The sequence below is a fragment of the Lactococcus hircilactis genome (assembly GCF_009601015.1).
Lineage (GTDB): Bacteria > Bacillota > Bacilli > Lactobacillales > Streptococcaceae > Lactococcus > Lactococcus hircilactis.
In genome coordinates this window covers 43,807-67,056 of the sequence record NZ_WITJ01000013.1, presented here as the reverse complement: position 1 = coordinate 67,056, position 23,250 = coordinate 43,807, and the positions used below count along the sequence as shown (strand labels likewise).

Annotated in this window: 24 protein-coding genes; 19 read left to right on the top strand and 5 right to left on the bottom strand. The window is 38.3% G+C overall.

Annotated features, from left to right (window positions below; translation table 11 throughout):
- Positions 1-241 precede the first annotated feature (241 nt).
- Positions 242-1,114, top strand: coding sequence for an aquaglyceroporin Gla (gene gla, locus GHI93_RS09855; RefSeq protein WP_153496888.1), 873 nt, complete (start codon positions 242-244; stop codon positions 1,112-1,114).
- A gap of 64 nt (positions 1,115-1,178) precedes the next feature.
- Here gla and GHI93_RS09850 read toward each other — a convergent pair whose 3' ends face one another.
- Complete coding sequence (locus GHI93_RS09850) at positions 1,179-1,955, bottom strand: CPBP family intramembrane glutamic endopeptidase (protein ID WP_246177075.1); 777 nt, start codon at positions 1,953-1,955, stop codon at positions 1,179-1,181.
- Between the two features lie 121 nt (positions 1,956-2,076).
- Between GHI93_RS09850 and GHI93_RS09845 the strand changes: the two genes are divergently transcribed.
- The 8 genes from GHI93_RS09845 to dinB all read left to right on the top strand — a co-directional run bounded on the left by GHI93_RS09845 (position 2,077) and on the right by dinB (position 11,668).
- Complete coding sequence (locus GHI93_RS09845; RefSeq protein ID WP_153496887.1) at positions 2,077-2,856, top strand: CppA N-terminal domain-containing protein; 780 nt, start codon at positions 2,077-2,079, stop codon at positions 2,854-2,856.
- 15 nt (positions 2,857-2,871) lie between these two features.
- A complete protein-coding gene (locus GHI93_RS09840; RefSeq protein WP_153496886.1) occupies positions 2,872-3,825 on the top strand; it encodes a serine hydrolase domain-containing protein in 954 nt (317 codons plus the stop codon).
- Between the two features lie 213 nt (positions 3,826-4,038).
- Positions 4,039-7,146: a DEAD/DEAH box helicase gene (locus GHI93_RS09835; RefSeq protein ID WP_153496885.1), complete on the top strand. Its 3,108-nt coding sequence runs from the start codon at positions 4,039-4,041 to the stop codon at positions 7,144-7,146.
- 128 nt (positions 7,147-7,274) lie between these two features.
- On the top strand, positions 7,275-7,868 hold the full coding sequence (locus GHI93_RS09830) for a hypothetical protein (RefSeq protein WP_153496884.1): 594 nt from the start codon (positions 7,275-7,277) through the stop codon (positions 7,866-7,868).
- A gap of 136 nt (positions 7,869-8,004) precedes the next feature.
- A complete protein-coding gene (gene murC / locus GHI93_RS09825) occupies positions 8,005-9,336 on the top strand; it encodes a UDP-N-acetylmuramate--L-alanine ligase (RefSeq protein WP_153496883.1) in 1,332 nt (443 codons plus the stop codon).
- A 219-nt stretch (positions 9,337-9,555) separates the two neighbouring features.
- A complete protein-coding gene (locus GHI93_RS09820) occupies positions 9,556-10,335 on the top strand; it encodes a helix-turn-helix domain-containing protein (protein ID WP_153496882.1) in 780 nt (259 codons plus the stop codon).
- 29 nt (positions 10,336-10,364) lie between these two features.
- On the top strand, positions 10,365-10,559 hold the full coding sequence (locus GHI93_RS09815; protein ID WP_153496881.1) for a hypothetical protein: 195 nt from the start codon (positions 10,365-10,367) through the stop codon (positions 10,557-10,559).
- Between the two features lie 14 nt (positions 10,560-10,573).
- Positions 10,574-11,668 (top strand): DNA polymerase IV, encoded by a 1,095-nt coding sequence (gene dinB / locus GHI93_RS09810; RefSeq protein ID WP_153496880.1) that lies wholly within the window; start codon positions 10,574-10,576, stop codon positions 11,666-11,668.
- Here the strand turns inward: dinB and GHI93_RS13290 are convergent.
- Positions 11,625-12,281, bottom strand: coding sequence for a prepilin peptidase (locus GHI93_RS13290; protein ID WP_153496879.1), 657 nt, complete (start codon positions 12,279-12,281; stop codon positions 11,625-11,627). The genes dinB and GHI93_RS13290 overlap by 44 nt on opposite strands.
- A gap of 121 nt (positions 12,282-12,402) precedes the next feature.
- Here GHI93_RS13290 and GHI93_RS09800 point away from each other — a divergent pair, with 121 nt between their 5' ends.
- The gene (locus GHI93_RS09800) at positions 12,403-12,846 is read left to right on the top strand and encodes a Dps family protein (protein ID WP_153496878.1); all 444 of its coding nucleotides are present in this window, start codon (positions 12,403-12,405) and stop codon (positions 12,844-12,846) included.
- Between the two features lie 112 nt (positions 12,847-12,958).
- Here GHI93_RS09800 and GHI93_RS09795 read toward each other — a convergent pair whose 3' ends face one another.
- From GHI93_RS09795 to GHI93_RS09785, 3 genes are read right to left on the bottom strand one after another with little or no spacing between them, the layout of a single operon-like run.
- Positions 12,959-13,345, bottom strand: a complete 387-nt coding sequence (locus GHI93_RS09795) for a rhodanese-like domain-containing protein (protein WP_153496877.1) — start codon at positions 13,343-13,345, stop codon at positions 12,959-12,961.
- Between the two features lie 5 nt (positions 13,346-13,350).
- Complete coding sequence (locus GHI93_RS09790; RefSeq protein ID WP_153496876.1) at positions 13,351-14,325, bottom strand: ROK family glucokinase; 975 nt, start codon at positions 14,323-14,325, stop codon at positions 13,351-13,353.
- A gap of 13 nt (positions 14,326-14,338) precedes the next feature.
- Positions 14,339-14,542 carry a YqgQ family protein gene (locus GHI93_RS09785; protein WP_153496875.1) on the bottom strand — a complete coding sequence of 68 codons (204 nt, stop codon included), beginning with the start codon at positions 14,540-14,542 and terminating at the stop codon, positions 14,339-14,341.
- A gap of 207 nt (positions 14,543-14,749) precedes the next feature.
- Between GHI93_RS09785 and typA the strand changes: the two genes are divergently transcribed.
- The 9 genes from typA (at position 14,750) to frr (ending at position 23,238) form a co-directional block, all read left to right on the top strand.
- Positions 14,750-16,609, top strand: a complete 1,860-nt coding sequence (gene typA, locus GHI93_RS09780) for a translational GTPase TypA (RefSeq protein WP_170272431.1) — start codon at positions 14,750-14,752, stop codon at positions 16,607-16,609.
- A 124-nt stretch (positions 16,610-16,733) separates the two neighbouring features.
- Entirely contained in the window at positions 16,734-17,003 is a 270-nt protein-coding gene (locus GHI93_RS09775) for a DUF3165 family protein (RefSeq protein ID WP_343030357.1), read from the top strand.
- 107 nt (positions 17,004-17,110) lie between these two features.
- The gene (locus tag GHI93_RS09770) at positions 17,111-18,064 is read left to right on the top strand and encodes a class I SAM-dependent methyltransferase (RefSeq protein WP_153496873.1); all 954 of its coding nucleotides are present in this window, start codon (positions 17,111-17,113) and stop codon (positions 18,062-18,064) included.
- A gap of 106 nt (positions 18,065-18,170) precedes the next feature.
- Complete coding sequence (locus GHI93_RS09765) at positions 18,171-19,361, top strand: acetate kinase (protein WP_153496872.1); 1,191 nt, start codon at positions 18,171-18,173, stop codon at positions 19,359-19,361.
- 211 nt (positions 19,362-19,572) lie between these two features.
- A complete protein-coding gene (locus GHI93_RS09760) occupies positions 19,573-20,778 on the top strand; it encodes an acetate kinase (protein WP_153496871.1) in 1,206 nt (401 codons plus the stop codon).
- Between the two features lie 82 nt (positions 20,779-20,860).
- Positions 20,861-21,391: a hypothetical protein gene (locus GHI93_RS09755; protein ID WP_153496870.1), complete on the top strand. Its 531-nt coding sequence runs from the start codon at positions 20,861-20,863 to the stop codon at positions 21,389-21,391.
- Entirely contained in the window at positions 21,384-21,599 is a 216-nt protein-coding gene (locus GHI93_RS09750) for a hypothetical protein (RefSeq protein ID WP_153496869.1), read from the top strand. The genes GHI93_RS09755 and GHI93_RS09750 overlap by 8 nt, the downstream gene beginning before the upstream one ends.
- Before the next feature lie 198 nt (positions 21,600-21,797).
- A complete protein-coding gene (pyrH, locus tag GHI93_RS09745) occupies positions 21,798-22,514 on the top strand; it encodes a UMP kinase (protein WP_153496868.1) in 717 nt (238 codons plus the stop codon).
- A gap of 166 nt (positions 22,515-22,680) precedes the next feature.
- Positions 22,681-23,238, top strand: a complete 558-nt coding sequence (gene frr, locus GHI93_RS09740; protein WP_153496867.1) for a ribosome recycling factor — start codon at positions 22,681-22,683, stop codon at positions 23,236-23,238.
- The last annotated feature ends 12 nt before the right edge of the window (positions 23,239-23,250 follow it).

The window sequence follows — 23,250 nt, the reverse complement described above, 5'->3', positions numbered from 1 at the left end:
TCCTTTAGGTTCTTGAAAAGAGAGATGTGATCTTGTTTGTTTTGTTCATCATACGCTCTAATTTTTATAATTATACCAAATTTTCAGTAAAATTGCTCTGACAAAAATGAAAGATTCCATCCTCTTTTTCAAGATTTTACTTGTATGAAATTGTGATTTCTGATACAATATAAATGCTCAAACAAATGTTAACATGAAATGTTAACAATGAAAAAATTAGATTGAAGGAGTATTTTAAAATATGGATTATCCATGGATGGTAAAATACATCACCGAATTTATCGGAACTGCGTTACTTATTATTTTGGGAAATGGTGCTGTCGCTAACGTCGAATTAAAAGGGACAAAAGCGCATCATCAAAGTTGGCTCATTATTGCTTGGGGATATGGTCTTGGGGTAATGCTTCCGGCGATTGCACTTGGCAATGTTTCAGCACAAATTAATCCAGCTTTCACGCTAGGACTTGCTGCGAGTGGCTTTTTTCCTTGGGCACATGTGGCACAATATATTTTGGCTCAGTTGCTCGGTGCGATTGTGGGACAACTCATAGTTGTAATGGTTTATCGTCCATATTATCTGCAAACAGAAAATCCTAATGCGATTTTAGGAACTTTTTCAACGATTGATGCGGTGGATAATAATGATGCGAAAACACATTTTTCTGCAACAGTGAATGGTTTTCTTAATGAATTTGTAGGATCATTTGTTCTATTCTTTGGAGCAATGGGCATCACAAATCTCTTTTATGGTAAAGAATTAATCATGTGGTACACAAAATATGCTGCAAAACAAGGGGCAGATGTTACAAGTACGGATGTGCTTAATCAAATTAACTCCGCAGTTTCTGGAACAGCTGCTTCTCGTGCAATCGGGATGGTTGTCCTTGGCTTTTTAGTTTTAGTTTTGGTGGCTTCTCTTGGAGGGCCAACTGGACCTGGACTAAATCCTGCACGAGATCTTGGACCTCGTCTGGTTCATACGGTGCTTCCAAAATCAATTCTTGGTGCTGGAAAAGCAGATTCAAAATGGTGGTATGCTTGGGTTCCTGTTGTATCTCCTATTCTTGCAGCGCTTGCTGCGGTAGCATTATTTAAATTAATCTATCTCAAATGATAAAAGAAAAACCACCTGCAACAGCAGGTGGTTTTGTGTTTTGGGGGATTATTTTAAAAAGGGATTAAAGTAAAAGACTTAAGATCCCTAAGGTGTTCCAGAGCATGTGAATGGACATGTTGAGATAAAAATTTCGGTATTTAGCATAAAAGCTGGTTAAAACAAGGCTCATGCTGCCATAAACGAACCAACTATACACATTCGTTGGCGCGTGCATGAGTGTAAATAAAAGTGCTGCACAGATGAAAGCCAGGATTTTATTTTGTTTAAAGACGATTTCAAATATTGCTGTGCGGTAGGTCAATTCTTCAAAAAAACCTGCAAAGATGGTTTGGATGGCAAAAATATAAAGTGGAATACTGCTGCGTAATTGGTCAAGTGCTGCTTGATTTTCAGTCGTGTGTGTATGAAAATGGGCCCCGATTTTTGTGGAGAGGTAAGATAAAATGAACAGAAGGAGGAGCCCAAAAATGATTGTTAAGAGGGGAAAAGATGCTCGTTTTGGAGTGGAGATGATTTTTAATTTTAGTGCAAAGCACCATGAAAAAATCAAACAGAAGAAAAATAAGCTAAGAAAAATGAACTGATCAATCCAGGTGAAAGATGCGTGTTTGTAGAGTAAAAGCTCTGTTGTAAGACTTGGGAGAAGGGATAAGATGAAAAAAATCAGTACATGGGATTTATGATAAAGAAAAAGTAATCCAAGTATTGAGAAAATCACTGTTGCAATTAAAAACATTGCAAGGGTGTGATGAGCAACGAAAGCAGCAAAGCAAGGGGCTAAAAGAAGAACGAGTAGCCACCGCAATTTTTTTAATAAGGCTAAAGGTTTGGGAGTCATGGGATTATTGTATCACATGAGCTGTGATGAAAGCAAAAACTCAACGAAATCATTGCTAATTTAGAAAAAATTTGCGAAAATAGGAGGAGAACATTTAGATGTTGCATTTTTGGAGGACAACATGAGCGAAATTTTGAATCATATTAATGGCTTTTTGCCAGTTTATCGGGTGCTCAATCGGGAGGAAAATCTTGACTTTTTCCGTGATGTACTTGGTTTGAAGGTGCTTTTAGAAGAGGGAGCAATGGTTTTTCTTGGAGGACATGAGTCGAAAAAAAGACGGCTGGTCCTTGAAGAATCACCTGGTCATCGTACTGTTAAGGGAGATAAAAAACACGCGGCTACGGTTTTGGTGGGCCAGGCAGATGAAGTCGCACAGCTTTTGGTTGGTCATTTAGATGCGGTTTCAAAAGTCTTTTTTGATGGTCAGTGTTTTGGATTTGAGGCAATTTCTCCAGAAAATGATGTTTTTCAGCTTTTATCTGAGGGGCTGTCAGTACTGACAGAAGTTGAAAAAGAAGGGGTACGTAAAAAAAGTGTCAAAAAATCTGATCATCCGGGGCTGTCAGAAGTGCGTGTGATGACACTTGAGCTGAATAGCTCAAATGGAGCAGTACTAGATTTTGTTGGCGCATTACTTGGAGCAGATGTCACACGAAATCAGTTGCGTTTACCGTTTGTGAAAATGATTGAACATGAAACACAAGGCGTAGATTTAGCTGCGCGAGCAGATGAGACGCTGGATTTGGAGTTGTTGTACTTTAGTGTGGATGATGCGCTTGATTTAGTTGAATTTTCAAAAAAAGCAGATGAAAAGTCAAATCCGTATTTGGATCAAAGCAAACGGACGCTTTCAATAGAGGCGCCGAATCACATGGAAGTATGGTTTGTGAAAGCATAAAGGTGCATACATAAGATGTGGAATGGGCAAGAAGTCATAAAACAAGTGGAGGCAGATCTCAAGTTAAAGGTATTTTCTGGTGCTGAATTTTCTGTCTTAGATCAGGGAAAAAAATCACATTTTCTTTTTGGATATGCGCAGCATTTTCCTGCGCTTGAAAAGTTGGTGTCAAAAAAAATGTGGGATTTGGCCTCTGTCACAAAAGTGGTGGGAACGGGAACGGTTTTGATTGATCTGATTTTAGGTGGAAAAATCAAACTTGATCAGCCAATCAAAACTTATTTGCCTGAATTTTCTAATGAAACGTTGACTGTTCGTGAGTGTTTGACGCATACTTCTGGGATTGATCCGTATATCGAACACCGCGATCAACTGACGTTTTCTGAATTTAAACAAGCGATTTTAAATATTTCTGTCAGTACTGACAAAACATTTAGATACACAGATGTCAACTTTATTCTGCTGGGCTTTTTGTTGGAGCATTATTTTCAGGCATCCTTAGATGAAATTTTTAAAAAAACTGTATTTGAGCGTTGGCACATGACGCACATTGCTTTTGGACCTGTCGATAATGCTGTTGTGACGTCACAGCAGATTGCTTGTGGACACGTGCATGATCCTAAAGCGCAGGTACTGGGTGTGGAATGTGGATCAGCAGGTTTGTTTTCGGATTTAGAGACGCTTGAGCGGTTTGTTGAGGGGTATTTTTCGGATGATAAATATCTTCAACTGGTCAAAAATTATGCGCGCGGGCACAAAAAAAGAAGTTTAGCGTGGGATATTTTAGAAAAGGATGACCATTGGCTGTTACACACAGGATATACTGGAACTTTTATTCTCCTGAATCTTGTGGAGAAGAAAGCTGTGATTTTTTTATCTAATCGCGTTTATTTTAAAGATGATCGTGCGCAATGGATTAAAGATCGGGATGATTTGATTGCTCTTTTTGTGAAAGGATTTGAAAAGTAAAATAAAAGATAAAAGTCATGAAAGAGGACTTTTATTTTGTTTTCTGAGTGGAAATTAAATTAAATTTTATTAGACTGTGCAAAATAAACGAAAATATGGTATAATATACGCAAAAAAATTGAAACAATTCACTAAAAATTCGTGAAAATCGAAAAATTTGCTTTAAGCAAATTAAAGCCGAATTAAGCTTTGAAGTGATGCATCGGAGGATACATGAGTAGAATGATGCCAGCGCGAGTGCGTGCACAAGGAATTGAGTTGTACGCCTCAGGGCTTTTGTCGGAACCTGTTGAGACAGCATTTAAATTGTCCGCAGAACTTGAGGGTGAGCAGGTCATTTATGATCTGGATGGCGCGCAAGATTTTTGTTCTTGTGCTGTTTTTCAGCAAAATCATCGCTATTGCAAACATATTGCAGCGATCGAAGAATATTTAAAAAATATTGAACGAACCGAGGCTAAAGCAAAAGAAAAGGAAGAAATAGAGGAAGAAGAAGCCATTTATAGTGAAAATCTCGTCTTTTTGGATGCGATTAACGCTGAAACACAATCAAATTTTGGCGCAGATCAGTACAGTTTGGAAATTGTTGTGAGTGATGATGAAAAGCTACGTGATGTCTTTTCTTTGTATCATTTCTTATATTTTGATTTACGATTAAGAAGTGAAAAATTAGGAAAATCTTATGTGATCAAGGATTTACCCTATTTTTTGAGAACGTTGCGAAATTTCAGTCAATATCCGATGGGAGGCAATTGGGTAGATCTCTTTTTTGATAATTTTGATGAAGCAAGTCAGGATTTTTTAAACTTTTTATTAAAAATTGATGCGCGTTCGGATGAGAATCTCACACGTTCCTTATTTATTAAAAATGGACGTTATCTAAATTTACCGTTTTTGTTCCTAGAAGAAGGACTTGATTTAGCGAGTGCGCTAGAAAATTTTTCTTTGAAAATTGATGAGCGAGAGATTAAATTTTTCACATTTTTAGATTTAGATTCAGACAGTGAACTTTTTGAATTTTTAGTCAAAAGTGGTGAAAATTTTATCGAATTGAAATTTGTAACACAAGCGTATCATCGTTTTTATGATGGTGCGTTACTGTATTTTGATCATGGCTTTTATAAGATTACTCAAGAACAGCGACGTATCCTTGCGGTTTTAGACAAGCAATTCAAACATGATCAGACCGTTCGATTTGATTTTTCAAATAAAGATACACTCGCCCAAGCGCTTCAAGAACTTTCCATCTTGGGAAAAATTACAGCACCGAAATATTTTCAAGTTCGAAAATTTAATCCGATTTTTAAATTTGAACAGTCGGCTCAACAAGGATTAGTGTTGTCGGTTGTTTTTGATTATGGCGATTTTTCAGTTCAATCGTTTCATGATTTAGAAAGTCTTGATTTTTCTCGAGATTTAAGAAAAGAGCAACGTATTTTTGGTGTGATGGAGCGCTTTGGTTTTGCTAAAGCATTTGAGAGTGAAATTACAATTTTGTCAGGCGTGACAGAACGCTTCTTTTTACGGATTTTACCTGCGTTTCAAAAAATAGGAAAAGTAGAACTTTCGTCAGCGCTGACAGAAATGCATATCAGTGAAATTCCTGAAATCACCATTGATCAAAGAGGTGGACTGCTTGATATTGCTTTTGATTTACCCCATGTTGGCGAAAATGAATTAGCAGATGTGATTGCTAAATTGCAAGCGAATGCAGATTATTTTGTCAGTAAAGAAGGGCGATTTTATCAATTTGATAAGAAATTTGATGGACTAAAATCAGCACTCAAAGAATTAGATGATCATTTTGTCATCACTGGCAATTCTATTACAGTCAACGCCAACCGTTCATTTCAGGTTTCCAAAATTTTTGAGCACGTTGCTGGCACGTCTTTTTCTGAAAAATTTACATCATTTTTCAATGATTTAACACATCCAGAAAATTTCCAATATGAAAAACCAGCGCACATCAAAGCGCATTTGCGGACCTATCAAGAAGTCGGAGTGCGTTGGATGAAGATGCTGACGCATTATTCGTTGGGTGGCATTTTGGCTGACGACATGGGACTTGGAAAAACGGTTCAAGCGATCACATACCTTTTGTCATCACTGACAGAAAATGAAACGGCTTTAATCACAGCGCCAGCAAGTTTGACCTATAACTGGGCGAGTGAATTTGAAAAATTTACAGATACAGTGGATTTTGTTGTCGTAGATGGGATTAAAGCAGAGCGCGATGTCATTATTGGGGAAAAGCATCAGGTTTATATCACCAGTTACGGAAGCTTTTTGAAAGATTTTGACGCGTATCAAGAAAAAAAACTCACGTATCTTTTACTTGACGAAGCACAATATGTGAAAAACTACAGTAGCAAAACGAATAAAGTGCTCTCAGCACTCAATGTTGAACACACTTTTGCGATTTCAGGAACGCCACTTGAAAATCGGCTCGAAGAAATTTGGGCCATTTTCCAAGTTGTAATGCCAGGCTTTCTCCCCCCACGAGACAAATTTAATAAAATGCAAGCTCCCGCAATTGCGCGGATGCTTCATCCATTTATCATGCGTCGTAAAAAAGAAGACGTACTTGAAGAATTACCAGATAAAATGGAAAGCACGTTGTTTAATCAATTAGCCGATGATCAAAAAATCATCTATATGGCACAGCTTGAATTGATGCAGCAAAAAGTAAGTGCAATGGATAGTCGTGAACTTTCAAAATCACGCATTGAAATTCTTGCGGGCATCACTCGACTGCGTCAAATTTGTAACACCCCTGCTCTTTTTATGGACGATTACAAAGGAAAATCTGGTAAACTAGAACGTTTGCGCGAATTACTTGAACAAATCAAAGATTCAGGTCATCGTCCTCTTATTTTTTCACAGTTCACAAAAGTTTTTCCGTTTATCGAAAAAATGATGCGTGAATTAGGATTGAGCGCATATAAATTGACTGGATCTACCCCAGTAAAAGAGCGGCTTTCAATGGTTCAAGCCTTCAATGCTGGAAGTCGCGATGCTTTTATGGTGTCTTTAAAAGCAGGAGGTGTGGGGCTCAATTTGACTTCTGCGGATGTGGTGATTTTGGTTGATTTATGGTGGAATCCAGCAGTGGAAGAACAAGCTGTGGCGCGTGCTCATCGAATGGGGCAAAAAAATACAGTAGAAGTCATTCGATTAATCACACAAGGAACGATTGAAGAGAAAATTATGGAAATTCAAGAGCGCAAAAAAGATTTGATCGCGAATGTTCTTGAAGGAGATGTAGTGGATAAAGCACTCAGTGCGGAAGAAATTCGTGAAATTTTAGGACTCGGACTTTAAAAATTAATAAAAATACGTTATAATTATAAAGAGACTACTTTTGACAAAAGTAGGAATGAAAATTTTCACCTCCATCCCCGATGGATTAAATGAATATTGCGAACACCGCAATTGGTAAGAGGACTGATATGGCAGAAAGAAGAGTTACATTTCCAATTATGGGTGATGATGAGCCGCTCCAAAAAGATACGCGCGTCATTTATACAAACCAACAATTAATCATCAAAAATCCAAGTCTAAAAGACGAGGGGACTTTTGATGATGCTCCAAAAAAAGCAGAGAAAAAACGTTCAGACCAATTTACTTCATATCGTCCTAAAGTAAGTTATAGCACGCAACATCGTCCATTAAACAGCGAACACAATGGAGTGAGCTCATTTGATAAAATGCCCAAAAAAACGAGCATTGATGAATCCAAAGAACGTGCCATTCGTGCTGCAGCAACCTTACCAAAGCCGCCTAAAAAATACGTGTCACCCTTAGAGCGCGATAAAGAAGAAGTGGCCTCGCGCCGCTCGTCATCTGCCATTTTGAAAAAGCAGCGCTTGACCAATGACAATCCGATTTCGGACATGAAAAAACAAGGGCTAAATCTTTCTGACGCGATGTCAAAGTCGGGAATGAAACAAGCGGTGCCAAGAAATAAAAATTTGGCTCAAACGCAACCCAAAACTTATTTTGAAAATAAACGAAAAAACATTTTTGATCGTGGAATTGTCTAATTCCAAAAAAAATGCTTAAAAATTAAAAAAATAGAACTCTGTCAGTACTGACAGAGTCAATTTTTGAATGTCATGTTGTAAAAAAGAGAGGAAATGCGTTCAGTACCATTTTTGTCAGTACTGACAGCGATTTATCATGGAAAAAACATATCACTTTATCGGAATTAAAGGCTCAGGAATGAGTGCACTTGCACTGATGTTACATCAAATGGGAAAAAAAGTTCAAGGATCAGATTCAACGGATTACTTTTTTACTCAACGCGGCCTTGAGCAAGCGGGAATCCCAATTTTAGCCTTTGATGAAAAAAACATTAAACCAGGTGATGTCCTCATTGCAGGGAATTCCTTCACGGATGACAACAATGTCGAGATCGCTTATGCCGATAAAAATGGGTTTCCTTACCAACGCTACCACGAATTTTTGGGTGAATTTATGGAAGAATTCACAAGTATTGGTGTAGCAGGAGCACATGGAAAAACCTCAACAACTGGAATGCTTGCCCACGTCATGGGAAATATTGTAGATACTTCATTTTTGATCGGTGATGGGACTGGACGGGGAAATGAAGCCAGCAAATACTTTGTTTTTGAGTCTGATGAATATCAACGGCACTTTATGCCCTATCATCCAGAATACACGATTATGACGAACATTGATTTTGATCATCCTGATTTCTTTCATAGTATTGAAGACGTTGCTGCAACTTTTGAAGACTATGCACAGAATATCAAAAAAGGTATTTTTGCCTACGGAGATGACGAGTACCTCAGAAAATTAACTGCACCCGTTCCAATTTATTATTATGGATTTACACCTAACGACGACTATCAAGCGCTCAACCTTGTGCGCACGACACGGGGCTCTTCATTTGATGCGTATCATAAAGGCGAGATGATTGGACATTTTGTTGTTCCAACTTTTGGAAAGCACAATGTTCTCAACGCTTTAGCAGTAGTTGGCGTATGTCATCAATTAGGGTTGAACATGCAAGAAGTGGCAGACCATATGTTGACTTTTAAAGGCGTAAAGCGTCGTTTTACAGAAAAAACAGTCAATGGGACGGTTGTGATTGATGATTTTGCTCACCATCCAACAGAAATTGAAGCAACCATTGATGCTGCACGTCAAAAATACCCAGATCGTGAAATTGTTGCTGTCTTTCAACCCCATACATTTACGCGAACCATCGCTTTTGCTGATGATTTTGCACGCGTCCTGGATCATGCAGATACCGTTTATCTTGCACAAATCTATAGCTCTGCACGTGAAGTTGATCATCACGAAATTACAGCACAAGATCTTGCAAATAAAGTACGCAAACCAGCGCGCGTGATCAATGTTGATAACGTATCCCCACTCTTAGATCATGAACGTGCCGTTTACGTTTTCATGGGGGCAGGAAATATTCAACAGTATGAACAAGCGTTTGAAAAACTTTTAAGCCAACTAACAGATAACGTTCAATAAAAACTCCATTTTGGAGTTTTTTTAAAATAAAAAAGCTGAATATCCGGGGAGACATTCAGCTAAGGGGTTATGAAGAAATTATTTAGGGAGTATCAACATTATAAATGAAAAGGCTTAAATCAAGCTTAATCAAAATATTACTTTAAAAAAATAATAGAAAGATTGACAAATGCGATATAAATATATTATAATATAGAAAAACACGATAAGAGGGAAGCGATGAATTTCGGAGAAAATATCAAGCGACTTCGCACTTCTGCGAATCTCACCCAGTCGGAATTAGCAAAAAGGCTCGGGATTAAACAGAGTAGTTATGTTTCATGGGAACAAAAAAAGAGTAATCCCACATTGGAGTTGCTCGAAAAACTATCTGATATCTATCAGATGCCTATCCGCAAAATTATAGAAAAAGATGATATAAACACTGAAGAAGGACTGTTGATTGACGATTTCAGACGGTTAAGCAATTCCCAAAAAGTTCAATTGTCTGAGTTTGCGCATTTTTTGATGCAAAAACAAGTCCAAATCCCACAAAAAGAGCGCTCGATGTCAAAAATTATCGAAATCACACGCTACAAACGCGATCGCCTTCACTATGCTATCGTTGAAGACGAGCAACTGTCAGCAGGATATGGACAGGCAGTTTCAAATACAGGTGAAACATACAAAGCCTATACTCCAGAAAGATTGGCGAGATATGACGGAGCAGCGCGAATCAAAGGGGAGTCAATGGAGCCAGAATTTCCTAATTTTTCGATTGCTACCTTTTTAAAAACAGGATTCGATCGTGATGGTCAGATTTATGCCATTTCTCAGGGAGATTTGGGAGATGAACAACTTTATATTAAACAAGTTTTTAAAGAAGATCAACAGTTCAGGATTCATTCATTAAATCCTAAATACAAAGATTTTTATTTAGGAGAAGAAGATAATTTCAGAATTATTGGACCAGTGGTTGATCATTTTATGGAACTTGAAGAAGAACAAATCGAAGATTAACGCAGAAGCTTTGGTTGATGGAGATGATGATGTTAGAGAATTACATGCAATTTATTCCGATTTTGAGTGTCGGTGTGATTTTTTCCGTAAGTTACGAATTAGTCCTGCTTTTAGAGCGCAAATTAAATCAAAACACAACGCAAAAATCACTGCATTTAATAAATCAGATAAGAAAAACGGAAACAAAAACAAAACCCATCAAAACCAATCAGCATTCTGCCTAAAGTGAGAAAAAATCATGCTCTCTTTTCCACTCATCAATGATACATCAAGAAAAATTATACACATTGACATGGACGCTTTTTTTGCCGCTGTAGAAATCAGGGACAATCCATCTCTCAAAGGGAAACCAATCGTGATTGCGAGAAATCCCTTAGAGACAGGTGGAAGAGGTGTTGTTTCTACGTGCTCTTACGAAGCCAGGGCTTTTGGTATTCACTCAGCAATGAGCGCTCAAGAAGCTTATGAACGCTGTCCTCAAGCAATCTTTATTTCTGGGCATTATGAAAAATATACCGCTGTTTCACAGCAAATTCAAAAAATCTTTTTTAGATATACCGACCAAGTGGAGCGTGCATCCATTGATGAAGCTTACTTAGATGTTACAGAAAACAAGATTCAATCAACATCTGCCATCAAGATTGCAAAATTAATTCAACACGATATTTTTGTTGAACTCCATTTGACTTGCTCTGCAGGGATATCTTACAACAAATTTTTAGCAAAAATTGCTTCAGATTATCAAAAGCCACATGGCTTGACAGTGATTTTACCCGCAGAAGCTAAAGCTTTTTTAGCGCAATTACCAATAGAAAAATTTCACGGTGTAGGAAAAGCAACAGTCCCGAAACTTCATGAAATGAATATTCAAACAGGAAAAGAAATACAAGAAGCTGATCCACTAGACTTAGCTGAGCGATTTGGTGTTTATGGCTGGGAATTGTATCTCAAAGCAAACGGGATCCACCAGGCAAAAGTAAAAAATTCACGTCAAAGAAAATCTGTGGGTAAAGAAAAAACCTATGGAAAACTCCTTTATTTTTCAAGTGATATCAAAGAAGAGTTGAATATTCTATCAGAAAAGGTCGCAGAGAGTCTAAAAAAATACGATTTAGTGGGGCATGTCGTGACGATCAAAATGAGATATTCAGATTTTACAACATTCACTAAACGAAAAAAATTTCAGGAAAATATCTCACTAAATGAAAAACTCAAAACTGCAGCAACAGAACTTTTTGAAACGATTGATTTTGATGAATCAAGAGGAGTGCGATTATTGGGCGTTACTGTTAGTGAATTTGGAGCGTTAGAAATAGGATTAGATATCCAATAGATAAAAACGGAATGAAAGCCAGTTCTTTTTCTTTTTTGAAGACATACCACAAAAGCCCCAATACACTAGCGATTTGGATGACTTCGACTAACTGAATGAATGATAAAAAATAAGACAAAATAAAGAGCCACAAAAAATCTCCTGCCCCGATTTTAAGCGGAAAACAATCAGCGAGCAAAGCCAGGAAAAACCAGCATAGCATGGTTACATGAAAAGGAAAAATCAGGAAAAATATAACGGCAAATCCTCCCCAAACGAGAAGGGGGAATCCATGATTTTTTGCATCAAACAAAGAAAGAACGAGACAAAAAAGAAAACTCAATGCTTGGGTGACGGATGTGAAGTGAAGAAAAGCACTGAGAAAAATTAAACCACAAATCAATTCCGTAAAAAAATTAAGAAATGAAATTTTTGTTTTGCAATACCGACATCGCCCTCTCAAAAATAATTGAGATAGGAGTGGCACAAGATCAAAAATGCCCAAACGATGCTGACAATGATCACAATGTGATCGTCCATAAATGAAAGATTCTTCAGTGAAAAAACGTTCGACAAAAACGAGTAAGAAAGAACCAATCGTACTTCCAAAAAAGAAAATAAGTAAACTAAGCATATCTTTTTATACGTAAAAAGAAAAGAGTTGTCACTTTTTATGGGAATGATTTGGCTTTTGTTCAAAAAACGGGTATAATTAAAGAAGAGTTAAAAATAAATGATAGAAAAAGGAGAAAATTATGTCAGACGTAAACACAATTCTCAATCAAACGGTTGCCGATCTTGCGAAAGCATCAGCACTTGTTCACCAAATCCACTGGTATATGCGTGGACCAGGATTTATGAATCTTCATCCAAAAATGGATAGTTTCATTTCTGATTTGAATGAACTTCAAGATGAATTTGCAGAACGCTTAATCACTATTGGAGGATCACCACTTTCTACTTTAAAAGAATTTGATGACACTTCAAAAATCAGCTTAGAAACTGCAAGCTGGGATAAATCCATTCACGAGAGATTTGAAGCGTTGGTTACAGCGTACAAATATTTAGCCGATCTCTTTAGACAGGGGATTGATGTGGCCAATGAAAACCACGATGATGTGACTGCAGATATTTATACAGGTGCACTTGGAGATATTGAGAAAACCACTTGGATGATTAAAGCAGAATTGGGCTGGTAAAAATTATTTTTATCTGAAATCAGAGAAAATTGTGCTGTAAGAGGCAAAAAAACGAGGATCATATCAAATGACCCTCGTTTTTAATTTTTTAGTGGAAATTTGAAAAAATCGATTATGCGCCTTCTTTGACTTTTCCGTCCCATCCATTTAATCCGTTTTTCAAAATATAAATCTCAGGAACACCCGCTTTTTTAAGCTTTTTTGCAACTTTTGCTGCTGCAATGGGTTTTGCATTTTCATAGATCAAGACAGGTTTATGTGTGCTGATTGCATTTAAACTTGAATCAATTTGAGCGGCTGCGATATTACGCGCACCTAAAATATGTTTGACACGATATTGATTTGCTTCACGAATATCTAAAATCTGAGAAGTCATCATTAAACGGTTGAATTCTTCGTTTTCTACAACTTTTGCATTGCGCCGAAGATTCCATCTGGGGTAAAAAAGCATCATAATGATGGCAATAACTAAAACAACATCAATAATTAACCAAAGCATTTATTTTATTCTCCTTTTATTTTTAAAGCAAGGCTTGCAGCACCAATGATTCCTGCATCATTTCCAAGGACAGCAAGTTTAATTTTTGTGGTGTTACGAACCGTTGAGAAGGCGTATTTTTTGAAGTAAGCGTCCACTTTTTCGCGTAAAAATTCTCCAGCAGCAGAAACACCGCCACCAATAACAATAGAATCTGGATTTAATGTTGACCCAAGATTGGCACAAGCAAATCCAAGATAGTATGCAAAACGATCAACGACACGGAGTGCAAAAGCATCACTGTCTTCTTGTGCCGCAACAAAAATATCTTTTGATGTCACAAGTTCACCATTATCAATTGCAGCTTTAATTTTGGAGTCTCCCTCATATTCTTCTGCGAACTTGTTTGCTAAGCGGACAATTCCTGTTGCTGAAGTTAATGTCTCTAAACAGCCAAAATTTCCACAGGTACAAGCAAAACCATCGTCGGGTTCCACACAAATGTGTCCAATCTCACCAGCCGCGCCAGCAACACCATGAACAAGAGCACCAGCAGAAATAATACCACCGCCAACACCAGTACCTAGAGTAATGAAAACAACATCTGGATTATTTTCTCCTGCACCGACCCAAGCTTCTCCTAATGCAGCAACATTTGCGTCATTATCAAGAACAAAAGGTAATCCGATTGCTTTGGAAATCACAGGACCAACTTCTTGTGTGTTTTCCCAATTGAGATTAAATGCAGCTCTGACGGTTCCTTTTTCAATATCAACCGTACCAGGAGTTCCCATACCTATCCCAACAAATTCAGATTTGTCAAGTTGGTATAAATCCAAGCGATGGTGGATGGATGCGATGATGTCAGGGACGATGTGTTTTCCGTCTTCAAGGATATTGGTAGGAATGGACCATTTGTCTTGGACTTTTCCATCTAAAGTTAAAATGCCAAATTTGATTGAAGTGCCGCCAAGGTCAATTCCGATGATTTTGTTTGCCATTTGAGAGATCTCCTCATTTTTCATTTTCAAAACGCTCCTCACGCTGCAAAATCAAGCGCGCTTTAAGGTAGTCGTGATTATTTTTTTCAATGATTCCAGAAGCAACGAGATTTTTAAGCTCTTGTTGCATAAAATAAATCGCATCTAAACGGTTGGGGGAGAGGTTAATATAACCAAACTTTTTGAACCATTCTTGCACATCGTAAAGAGTTTTCATTACTATATTTTACCTTATTTGAAAGCGGTAATCAAGTGAGGGAAGGTTTTGAGGAGGATTTATAAAAAAAAGTCGCATTTTTTCATTGAAAAATGAAGAAAAGCAGAGAAAAAAACTTTATTTAGTCGTGTAAACACATACATTTACACGTTTGGTAAAAGTGTGTTATAATAAGTCTGATATATTGAAAGAATAGGTATGATAAAATTGACTAAATTACGCGAAGATATAAGAAACGTCGCTATTATTGCCCACGTCGACCATGGTAAAACGACGTTGGTTGACGAACTCTTGAAACAATCTCACACATTGAACGCACGGACACAATTGCAAGAACGTGCAATGGATTCAAATGCGCTTGAACAAGAACGTGGGATTACTATCCTTGCTAAAAATACTGCTGTTGAATATGATGGTCATCGCATTAACATCTTGGACACACCAGGTCACGCGGATTTTGGTGGTGAAGTGGAACGGATCATGAAGATGGTTGACGGGGTTGTTTTGGTGGTTGATGCTTATGAAGGAACCATGCCTCAAACGCGTTTTGTTTTGAAAAAGGCTTTGGCACAACATTTGACGCCTATCGTCGTTGTCAATAAAATTGATAAACCTTCTGCTCGTCCTCAAGAAGTGGTTGATGAAGTTTTGGATTTGTTTATTGAACTTGGTGCAGATGAGGATCAATTGGAATTCCCCGTTGTTTATGCATCAGCTTTGAATGGAACATCTTCAATGTCAGACGATCCAGCGGATCAAGAACACACAATGAGTAATGTTTTTGATACTATTTTGGAACACATTCCTGCGCCAGTTGATAATTCTGATGAGCCTTTGCAGTTCCAAGTTTCACTTTTGGATTATAATGAATTTGTCGGTCGTATTGGGATTGGTCGTGTTTTTCGTGGAACAATTAAGGTTGGGGACAGTGTCACATTGTCTAAACTTGATGGCACAACTAAAAATTTCCGTGTGACTAAAATGTTTGGTTTCTTTGGGTTAGAGCGTCAAGAAATCCAAGAAGCTAAAGCTGGGGATTTGATTGCGATGTCAGGGATGGAAGATATCTTTGTTGGTGAAACAGTGACCCCATCTGATGCTGTTGAACCATTGCCTCTTTTGCACATTGATGAACCAACACTTAAGATGACTTTTCTTGTGAATAATTCACCTTTTGCTGGACGTGAAGGAAAATGGGTCACTTCTCGTAAGATTGAAGAACGTTTGAATCAAGAATTACAAACGGATGTTTCGCTTCGCGTTGAAAATACGGATTCTCCTGATAAGTGGATCGTTTCTGGTCGTGGTGAATTGCATTTGTCTATTTTAATTGAAACAATGCGTCGTGAAGGATACGAACTCCAGGTTTCTCGTCCAGAAGTCATCATTAAAGAAGTCGATGGTGTGATGTGTGAACCATTTGAACGTGTTCAAATTGATACACCTGAAGAATATCAAGGCTCAATCATTCAAGCGTTGTCTGAACGTAAAGGTGAAATGCTTGATATGATTAATGAAGGTGCGGGACAAGTCCGTTTGGTCTTTCTTGTCCCTGCTCGTGGATTGCTTGGGTTTACAACAGAATTCATGTCAATGACACGTGGATATGGAATCATGAATCATACGTTTGATTGCTACAAACCTTATATTAAGGGAGTAAATATTGGAGGACGTAATCGTGGCGCACTGGTTTCAGCAGATACAGGAACAGCTACGCACTATGCCATCATGTATGTAGAAGAACGTGGTGTGATCTTTATTGAGCCAGGGACTGAAGTTTATGAAGGAATGATCGTGGGACAAAATTCACGCGAAAATGACATTACAGTCAATATCACGCGAATGAAACAACAAACCAATGTGCGTTCATCAAATAAAGATTCAACAGTGGTCATCAAAGCGGCTAAAATTATGACACTTGAAGAATCTCTTGAATTCTTGAATGATGATGAGTACATGGAAGTCACTCCTGAATCCATTCGCGTGCGTAAGCAAGAATTAAACAAGGGAATGCGTGAAAAAGCAGCTAAAAAACGCAAACAAGCAGAAATGGAACTTGAAGGTTAAGCAAGCGATTTAAGTCAGAAAATCAAGGACACCAAAAAATATTCTGTCAGTACTGACAGAATGAAAAAATGAACGGGGATCGCGTGTTTTATGCGACAACGTGCAAGCAAAATCGGAGGGCAACGTGTTATATTTTATTCTTTTGGTCATAATGGCATTGGTGTATTTATTTGTGATGCCAAAAGAGATTAGACGGAGCTTGGATATTTTTGCATTAGCTGCACTTGTTGTGCTCGTTTTGGCGGTCGCGATTTCACAAGCTGTGATGAATCGGGGATTGGTTCTTGAGATTTTGATTGTTATTTGTGGATTTTTCTTGATGATCAAGGCCTGGCGAGAAATCGGGCAGATGAATCAAAGAGGACGTCGAAGCAATAGAAACAAAAGAAGATAAGAAATTGCTGTCAGGAGATTAGCCCCAACAAGCTGTTGTGAGGCTGTCAGTACTGACAGCTTTTTGAGTTTTTCATCAAAAAGTTAAAGATAAAAAAGGAGACACGAATGGACATGGAAAAAATTGAGCAAGGTTTTTTGCTGATGATAGAAAATATCAAATCCATCGCGCGCGAGCAAAACACAGATTTTTATGATGCGTTCGTCGAGCAAAATGCGGCATTTTTGCAAGCAAAGCTTGATAAACCGACAGATGTGGCGCTGTCAGTACTGACAGCATCAAATCAGAAGCTCTCACAGCTTCATTTGACCAAAAAAGAGTGGCAAAAACTGTTTCAATTTGTTTTGCTAAAAGGAGCTCAAGTCGCTCCAATGCAGCCCAATCATGCGTTCACACCAGATTCAATTGGCGCGTTGTTTCACTTTATCATTGAAACGTTGCATCCTAAAAAAGACATTCGTGTGTTGGAAATGGGCTCTGGTTTAGGGAATCTTGCTGAATTTTTACTTGTAAATACGACAAAAAATATAGAATATGTGGGCTTTGAAGTCGATGATTTATTACTAGATCTAGCAGCTTCAATGTCAGAAATCATCGGATTACAAGCGACATTTATGCAAGTTGATGGGGTTCAAAGTCAATTGTTAGCTCCAGTGGATGTGGTGATTTCTGATTTACCGATTGGATTTTATCCAGATGATGCGCTTGCACAGACTTTTTTTGTTGGTCAAAAACAAGGACACACGTTCGCCCATCATTTGATGATTGAACAAGCGATGAAATATCTAAAAGAGAGTGGTTTTGCAGTGTTTTTGGCTCCTGCGGATCTTTTGACAAGTGTACAAGCTGAAACGCTCAAAAATTGGATGGTTGAACAGGCGCATCTTGCCGCTGTGATTACACTTCCTGAGCAGCTATTTAAACAGGCAGCAAAAAGCATTTATGTGTTTAAAAAATCAAAAAGTACACGCGCAACATTTGTGTACCCGCTTGAAAATCTCAATGATCAAAAAGACATTCACGCACTCATGACCGCTTTTCAATCACATTTTGACGCGTAAGTGCAAAAAGTGCGAAAATAGGGGTGTTTTTCATTTTAAAACCGCTAACATTTCCAGAGTGTGATATAATGAAAAGGTATAAATTGTAAAATAGAAGGAAGTAGAAATGTCTAAAACACTCTCAGTTAATGCGGGTTCATCCTCATTAAAATGGCAACTTTATGAAATGCCAGAAGAAAAAGTGATCGCAAAAGGAATGTTTGAACGGATCGGATTGAAAGATTCCATTGTCACAGTGAAGTTTGATGGAAAAAAAGAAGAACAAATCTTTGATGTCCCTAATCATGTTGAAGCAGTCGAGCGCTTGCTTGAAGATTTCAAACGCTTACATATCTTGTCAGATCTGACAGAAATCACAGGTGTTGGTCATCGGGTGGTAGCAGGTGGAGAATTGTTCAAAACATCCACTTTGATCACACCAGAAGTATTGGAAGAAATTAAAGCGTTATCAAATCTTGCTCCTCTTCATAACCCAGCGAATGCACAAGGCATCGAAGCGTTTATGAAATTATTACCAGATGCGACTGCTGTTGCAGTTTTTGACACTGCATTTCACACGACCATGCCAGAAAAAGCATTCCGTTATCCTTTGCCTAATAAATACTATGATGAGTTCCAAGTCCGCAAATATGGCGCACACGGGACCTCACACATGTATGTCTCACAAGAAGCGGCAAAATTACTTGGAAAACCCCTTGAAGCCACTAAAATCATCACGTGTCATATCGGAAACGGAGCGTCAATCACAGCCGTTGCAGGTGGAAAATCTATTGATACATCGATGGGATTCACACCACTTGGTGGAATTATGATGGGGACACGTTCAGGCGAACTTGATCCTTCTGTTTTTCCTTACTTGATGGCCAATGATCCAACGCTCAAAACTGCGCAAGATGTAGTGGATATGATGAATCAAAAATCTGGATTAACAGGAATTTCTGAAATTTCATCAGACATGCGCGACATTCGTGATGGCAGAGCTAACGGCAATAAAAAAGCCATTCTTGCTTTTGAAATGTATTGTGATCGAATCAAAAAATACATTGGTCAATACTTAGCTGTGATGAACGGTGCAGACGCCATTGTATTTACAGCAGGAATTGGTGAAAATGCAGAGTACATGCGTGCAGGTGTACTTGAGGGATTATCTTGGTTTGGCATTGAATTAGATCAAGAAAAAAATAACACACCTGGTGCAATCGAAATTTCAACACAAAACTCACGTGTAAAAGTCTTTGTCATCCCAACAGACGAAGAACTCGTTATCGCACGTGACGTGGAAGCGTTAAAAAAATAAATGCGTTTAAACACTCTGTTGTCAGTACTGACAGTAGGTGATCTGAAATAAATGAAAAATAAAAACACTTGCGAGTTGAACGAAAACCGTGAGTGTTTTTTTCTGTCAGTACTGACAGAAATTTTAAACGATACAAAATCAGCCAAACAGAAAATTTTTCTTAAAATATGTTATACTTTAGAAATAAAACGCATACATAAAGGAGAATAACATGGAAAAAACACTCGCAATCAACTCAGGATCATCCTCTTTGAAGTGGCAACTTTATGAAATGCCAGAAGAAAAAGTCATTGCAAAAGGAATTTTTGAACGGATTGGACTTGAGCGCTCCATGTCAACAGTCAAATTTGATGGGGAAGCACACACACGAGAAATTGATATTATTGATCATCGCCAAGCAGTACTACTTTTGATGGACGAATTGATTCATTTCCATTTGATTAAAGAATTTCGTGAAATCACAGGTGTCGGTCATCGTGTCGTTGCAGGTGGTGAACGCTTTAAAGAATCCGTCTTAGTGACCCAAACAGTCCTTGAAGAAATCAAAGCAATCTCCAATCTCGCGCCCCTTCATAATCCAGCCAACGCAGCAGGTATTGAAGCTTTTTTGAAACTCTTACCTGATGCCGTTTCTGTTGCGGTATTTGACACTGCTTTTCACACGACCATGCCACAAGCTGCTTATCGCTATCCGATCCCAAATAAATATTACAATGAATTTTCAGTGAGAAAATACGGCGCACATGGGACATCACACATGTATGTTTCAAGAGAAGCGGCACAGTATTTTGATAAGCCACTAGAATCACTCAAATTGATCACGGCTCACATCGGCAATGGGGCATCAATATCCGCCATCGACGGTGGAAAATCCATTGACACCTCCATGGGATTCACACCGTTGGGTGGAGTGATGATGGGGACAAGATCAGGTGAGATGGATCCGTCTGTCATCCCATTTTTAATTGAAAATGATCCAGAACTCAAAACCGCACAAGATGTGATTGATTTATTTAATCATCAGTCAGGCATCAAAGGTGTTTCCGAGGTTTCAAGTGACATGCGGGATTTGGAAATCGCAAGAGATCAAGGTGATAAAAATGCGATTTTAGCGTATGAGATGTTTGTTGATCGTCTCAAAAAATACATTGCTCAATATTTTGGCGTCCTCAATGGTGCTGACGGACTGATTTTCACAGCAGGAATTGGTGAAAATGATCGAAAAGTTCGTGAGGATGTGGTCAATGGACTTTCTTGGTTTGGAATGGAAATTTTACCAGAACGTAATGTTCGCGGCGTGGTTGGCGAAATTTCAACGCCAACATCTCGTGTGAAAGTGCTTGTGATCCCAACAGACGAAGAAGTCATCATCGCACGAGACGTTGAAAAATTCAAAAAAAAGACAGCTTTTCTTTAATTCTGTTTCAAGCTTGAAAAAAATTAAGAAAAAAGAAAAATCAGATGTATAATAGAATCAATAAAGAAATCGAGGTGATTCTATGCATGCAAGTCTTGATGGCGAACGTGTTGAGATCTGGCATTTTACAAAAGCAGATCCTAAACCTAGCGAATGGGTAAAAACAGCACTTGAAACCGGTATACAAATGCAAAAAAACGACGTTATTGTCAAACACAAAGACGGAAAAATCGAAGTTTTGGATGAAAAAACAGCACTTCAAAAGTTGAAGCTGCTTACAGCTGCGCAAGCAAAAGTCATGAGCATGACGAAAACGGGCGATGCCAAACTCCTAAAAGTGAAAAATGGATTTGATATCTGTGATGCTTGGAAAATTTGCCCCAACGAAGAACCAATTGGGTGGGTAAAAGAAGCGCTGGATAAAAAGTGGGTTTTTTGGGACGAAATTTCGGAATTTTCTGAAGTGTTCTTAAAAGCACCTGGTTTTTATCTTGGATCCGGCATAGGAAGTGCCGGTGCCTATCTGGTCATGGCAAATGGAAATTTTAGAATTGTTCCTGAAAAAGATTTTAACAAACAGTATCGCATTTTAAAGGAGGCAGGGGATGCTTGAAAAAATAATCTTCATTTTATTCGGGCTTGCTTTTTGTGTGGGCGGCGTATTTTTCCTTTTTCAAAAGCAAACATTGGAAAAAAACTTTTTGGATTCAAAGATGCCCGTGCCATTTTATGGGTTTATTAGTAAAGTGCTCGGAGTCGTTTTCATTATTTTAGGAGTGGTGATTGTAGGGTTTGCACTCATTGCACTCATCCATCATTAAAAACAAAAAGGCATTGAGCCTTTTTTTAATGAATATTTTATGATAAAATAGAAGAAATAAATAAAATGGCGTGTTGTGTGACTACTGACAAGTCGAATCCATATTTATTTTAAGAAAACAATTTTTTTGAAAAATATGACAAGTAAAACAAGGATAGAAAAAAGTAGAAATGCTTGATTTTATCCTCTCGGAGGACTCATGGCTGAAATTAAATATAAACGTGTACTTTTAAAATTATCTGGCGAAGCACTTGCTGGTGAAAAAGGCTTTGGATTTGACCCTGAAACAGCAAAGGTTGTCGCAAAAGAAATCAAAGAAGTTCATGATTTAGGTGCTGAAATTGCAATCGTCTGTGGTGGTGGGAATATCTGGCGTGGCATCACAGGTGAAAAAGGCGGGATGGAGCGTGCGCAAGCAGATTATATGGGGATGCTTGCAACCATCCAAAATGGTCTTTTTGTCCAATCTGCGCTTGAAAATCTCGGGGTGGATACCCGAGTGATGACAGCCATTTCAATGCCTGCAGTTGCTGAGCCATACATTCGTCGTCGTGCTGAGCGTCATCTTGAAAAAGGACGTGTCGTGATTTTTGCAGGAGGAACAGGATCACCATATTTTTCAACGGACACAACCTCAGCGCTACGTGCTGCTGAAATCAATGCAGATGTGATTTTGATGGCAAAAAATGGCGTGGACGGTGTCTATAATGCAGATCCAAAACTTGATCAAAACGCAGTAAAATTTGAAAACTTGACCCACATGGACGTGATTACAAAAGGATTGCACGTCATGGATAGTACCGCGTCAACGATGTCAATGGATAATCACATCCCATTAGTTGTCTTCAACATGAATGAACTTGGCAATATCAAACGTGTGGTGTTGGGTGAAAACATCGGAACAACCGTTGAATAAATCAATCTAACAAAAAACACAGGAAAAAATTTCTGTCAGTACTGACAGAATTCAAAAAGAAGAAAAAAGGAGTCTGTCAGAGCTGACACGTTCATTTTTACCTCAAGTGAAGATAAAAAGAGATCAAAAATGAAAATGAAGAAGTGAAAGTGACAGAAAATAAAAAATGACAAACGAAATTATTGATCACGCAAAAGACAAAATGAAACAATCCCTTGGAAGCTTGCAACGTGAACTTGCACACATTCGCGCTGGACGCGCTAACGCAAGTTTACTTGATCGAATCCAAGTAGAATATTACGGAGCGTCCACACCATTGAACCAATTAGCTTCTGTCACAGTTCCAGAAGCGCGCGTTTTGATGATTACCCCGTTTGATAAAACCATCTTAAAAGACATCGAAAAATCAATCTATGAGTCAGATCTCGGGATTACACCAGCAAATGACGGCGCTGTAATCCGCTTGGTGATTCCAATGCTGACCGAAGAACGTCGCCGCGAGTTGGTCAAAGACATGGGCAAATACATTGAATCTGCAAAAGTAGCCATCCGCAACATCCGCCGTGATGCGATGGACGCCGTTAAAAAGCAAGAAAAAGCAAAAGAAATCACAGAAGATGATCGGAAGTCACTAGAAAAAGACATCCAAAACGCAACAGACGATGCAGTAAAAGAAGCAGATCGTTTGGCCTCTGTAAAAGAAAAAGAACTTTTGGATCTGTAATTCTAAAAGTGC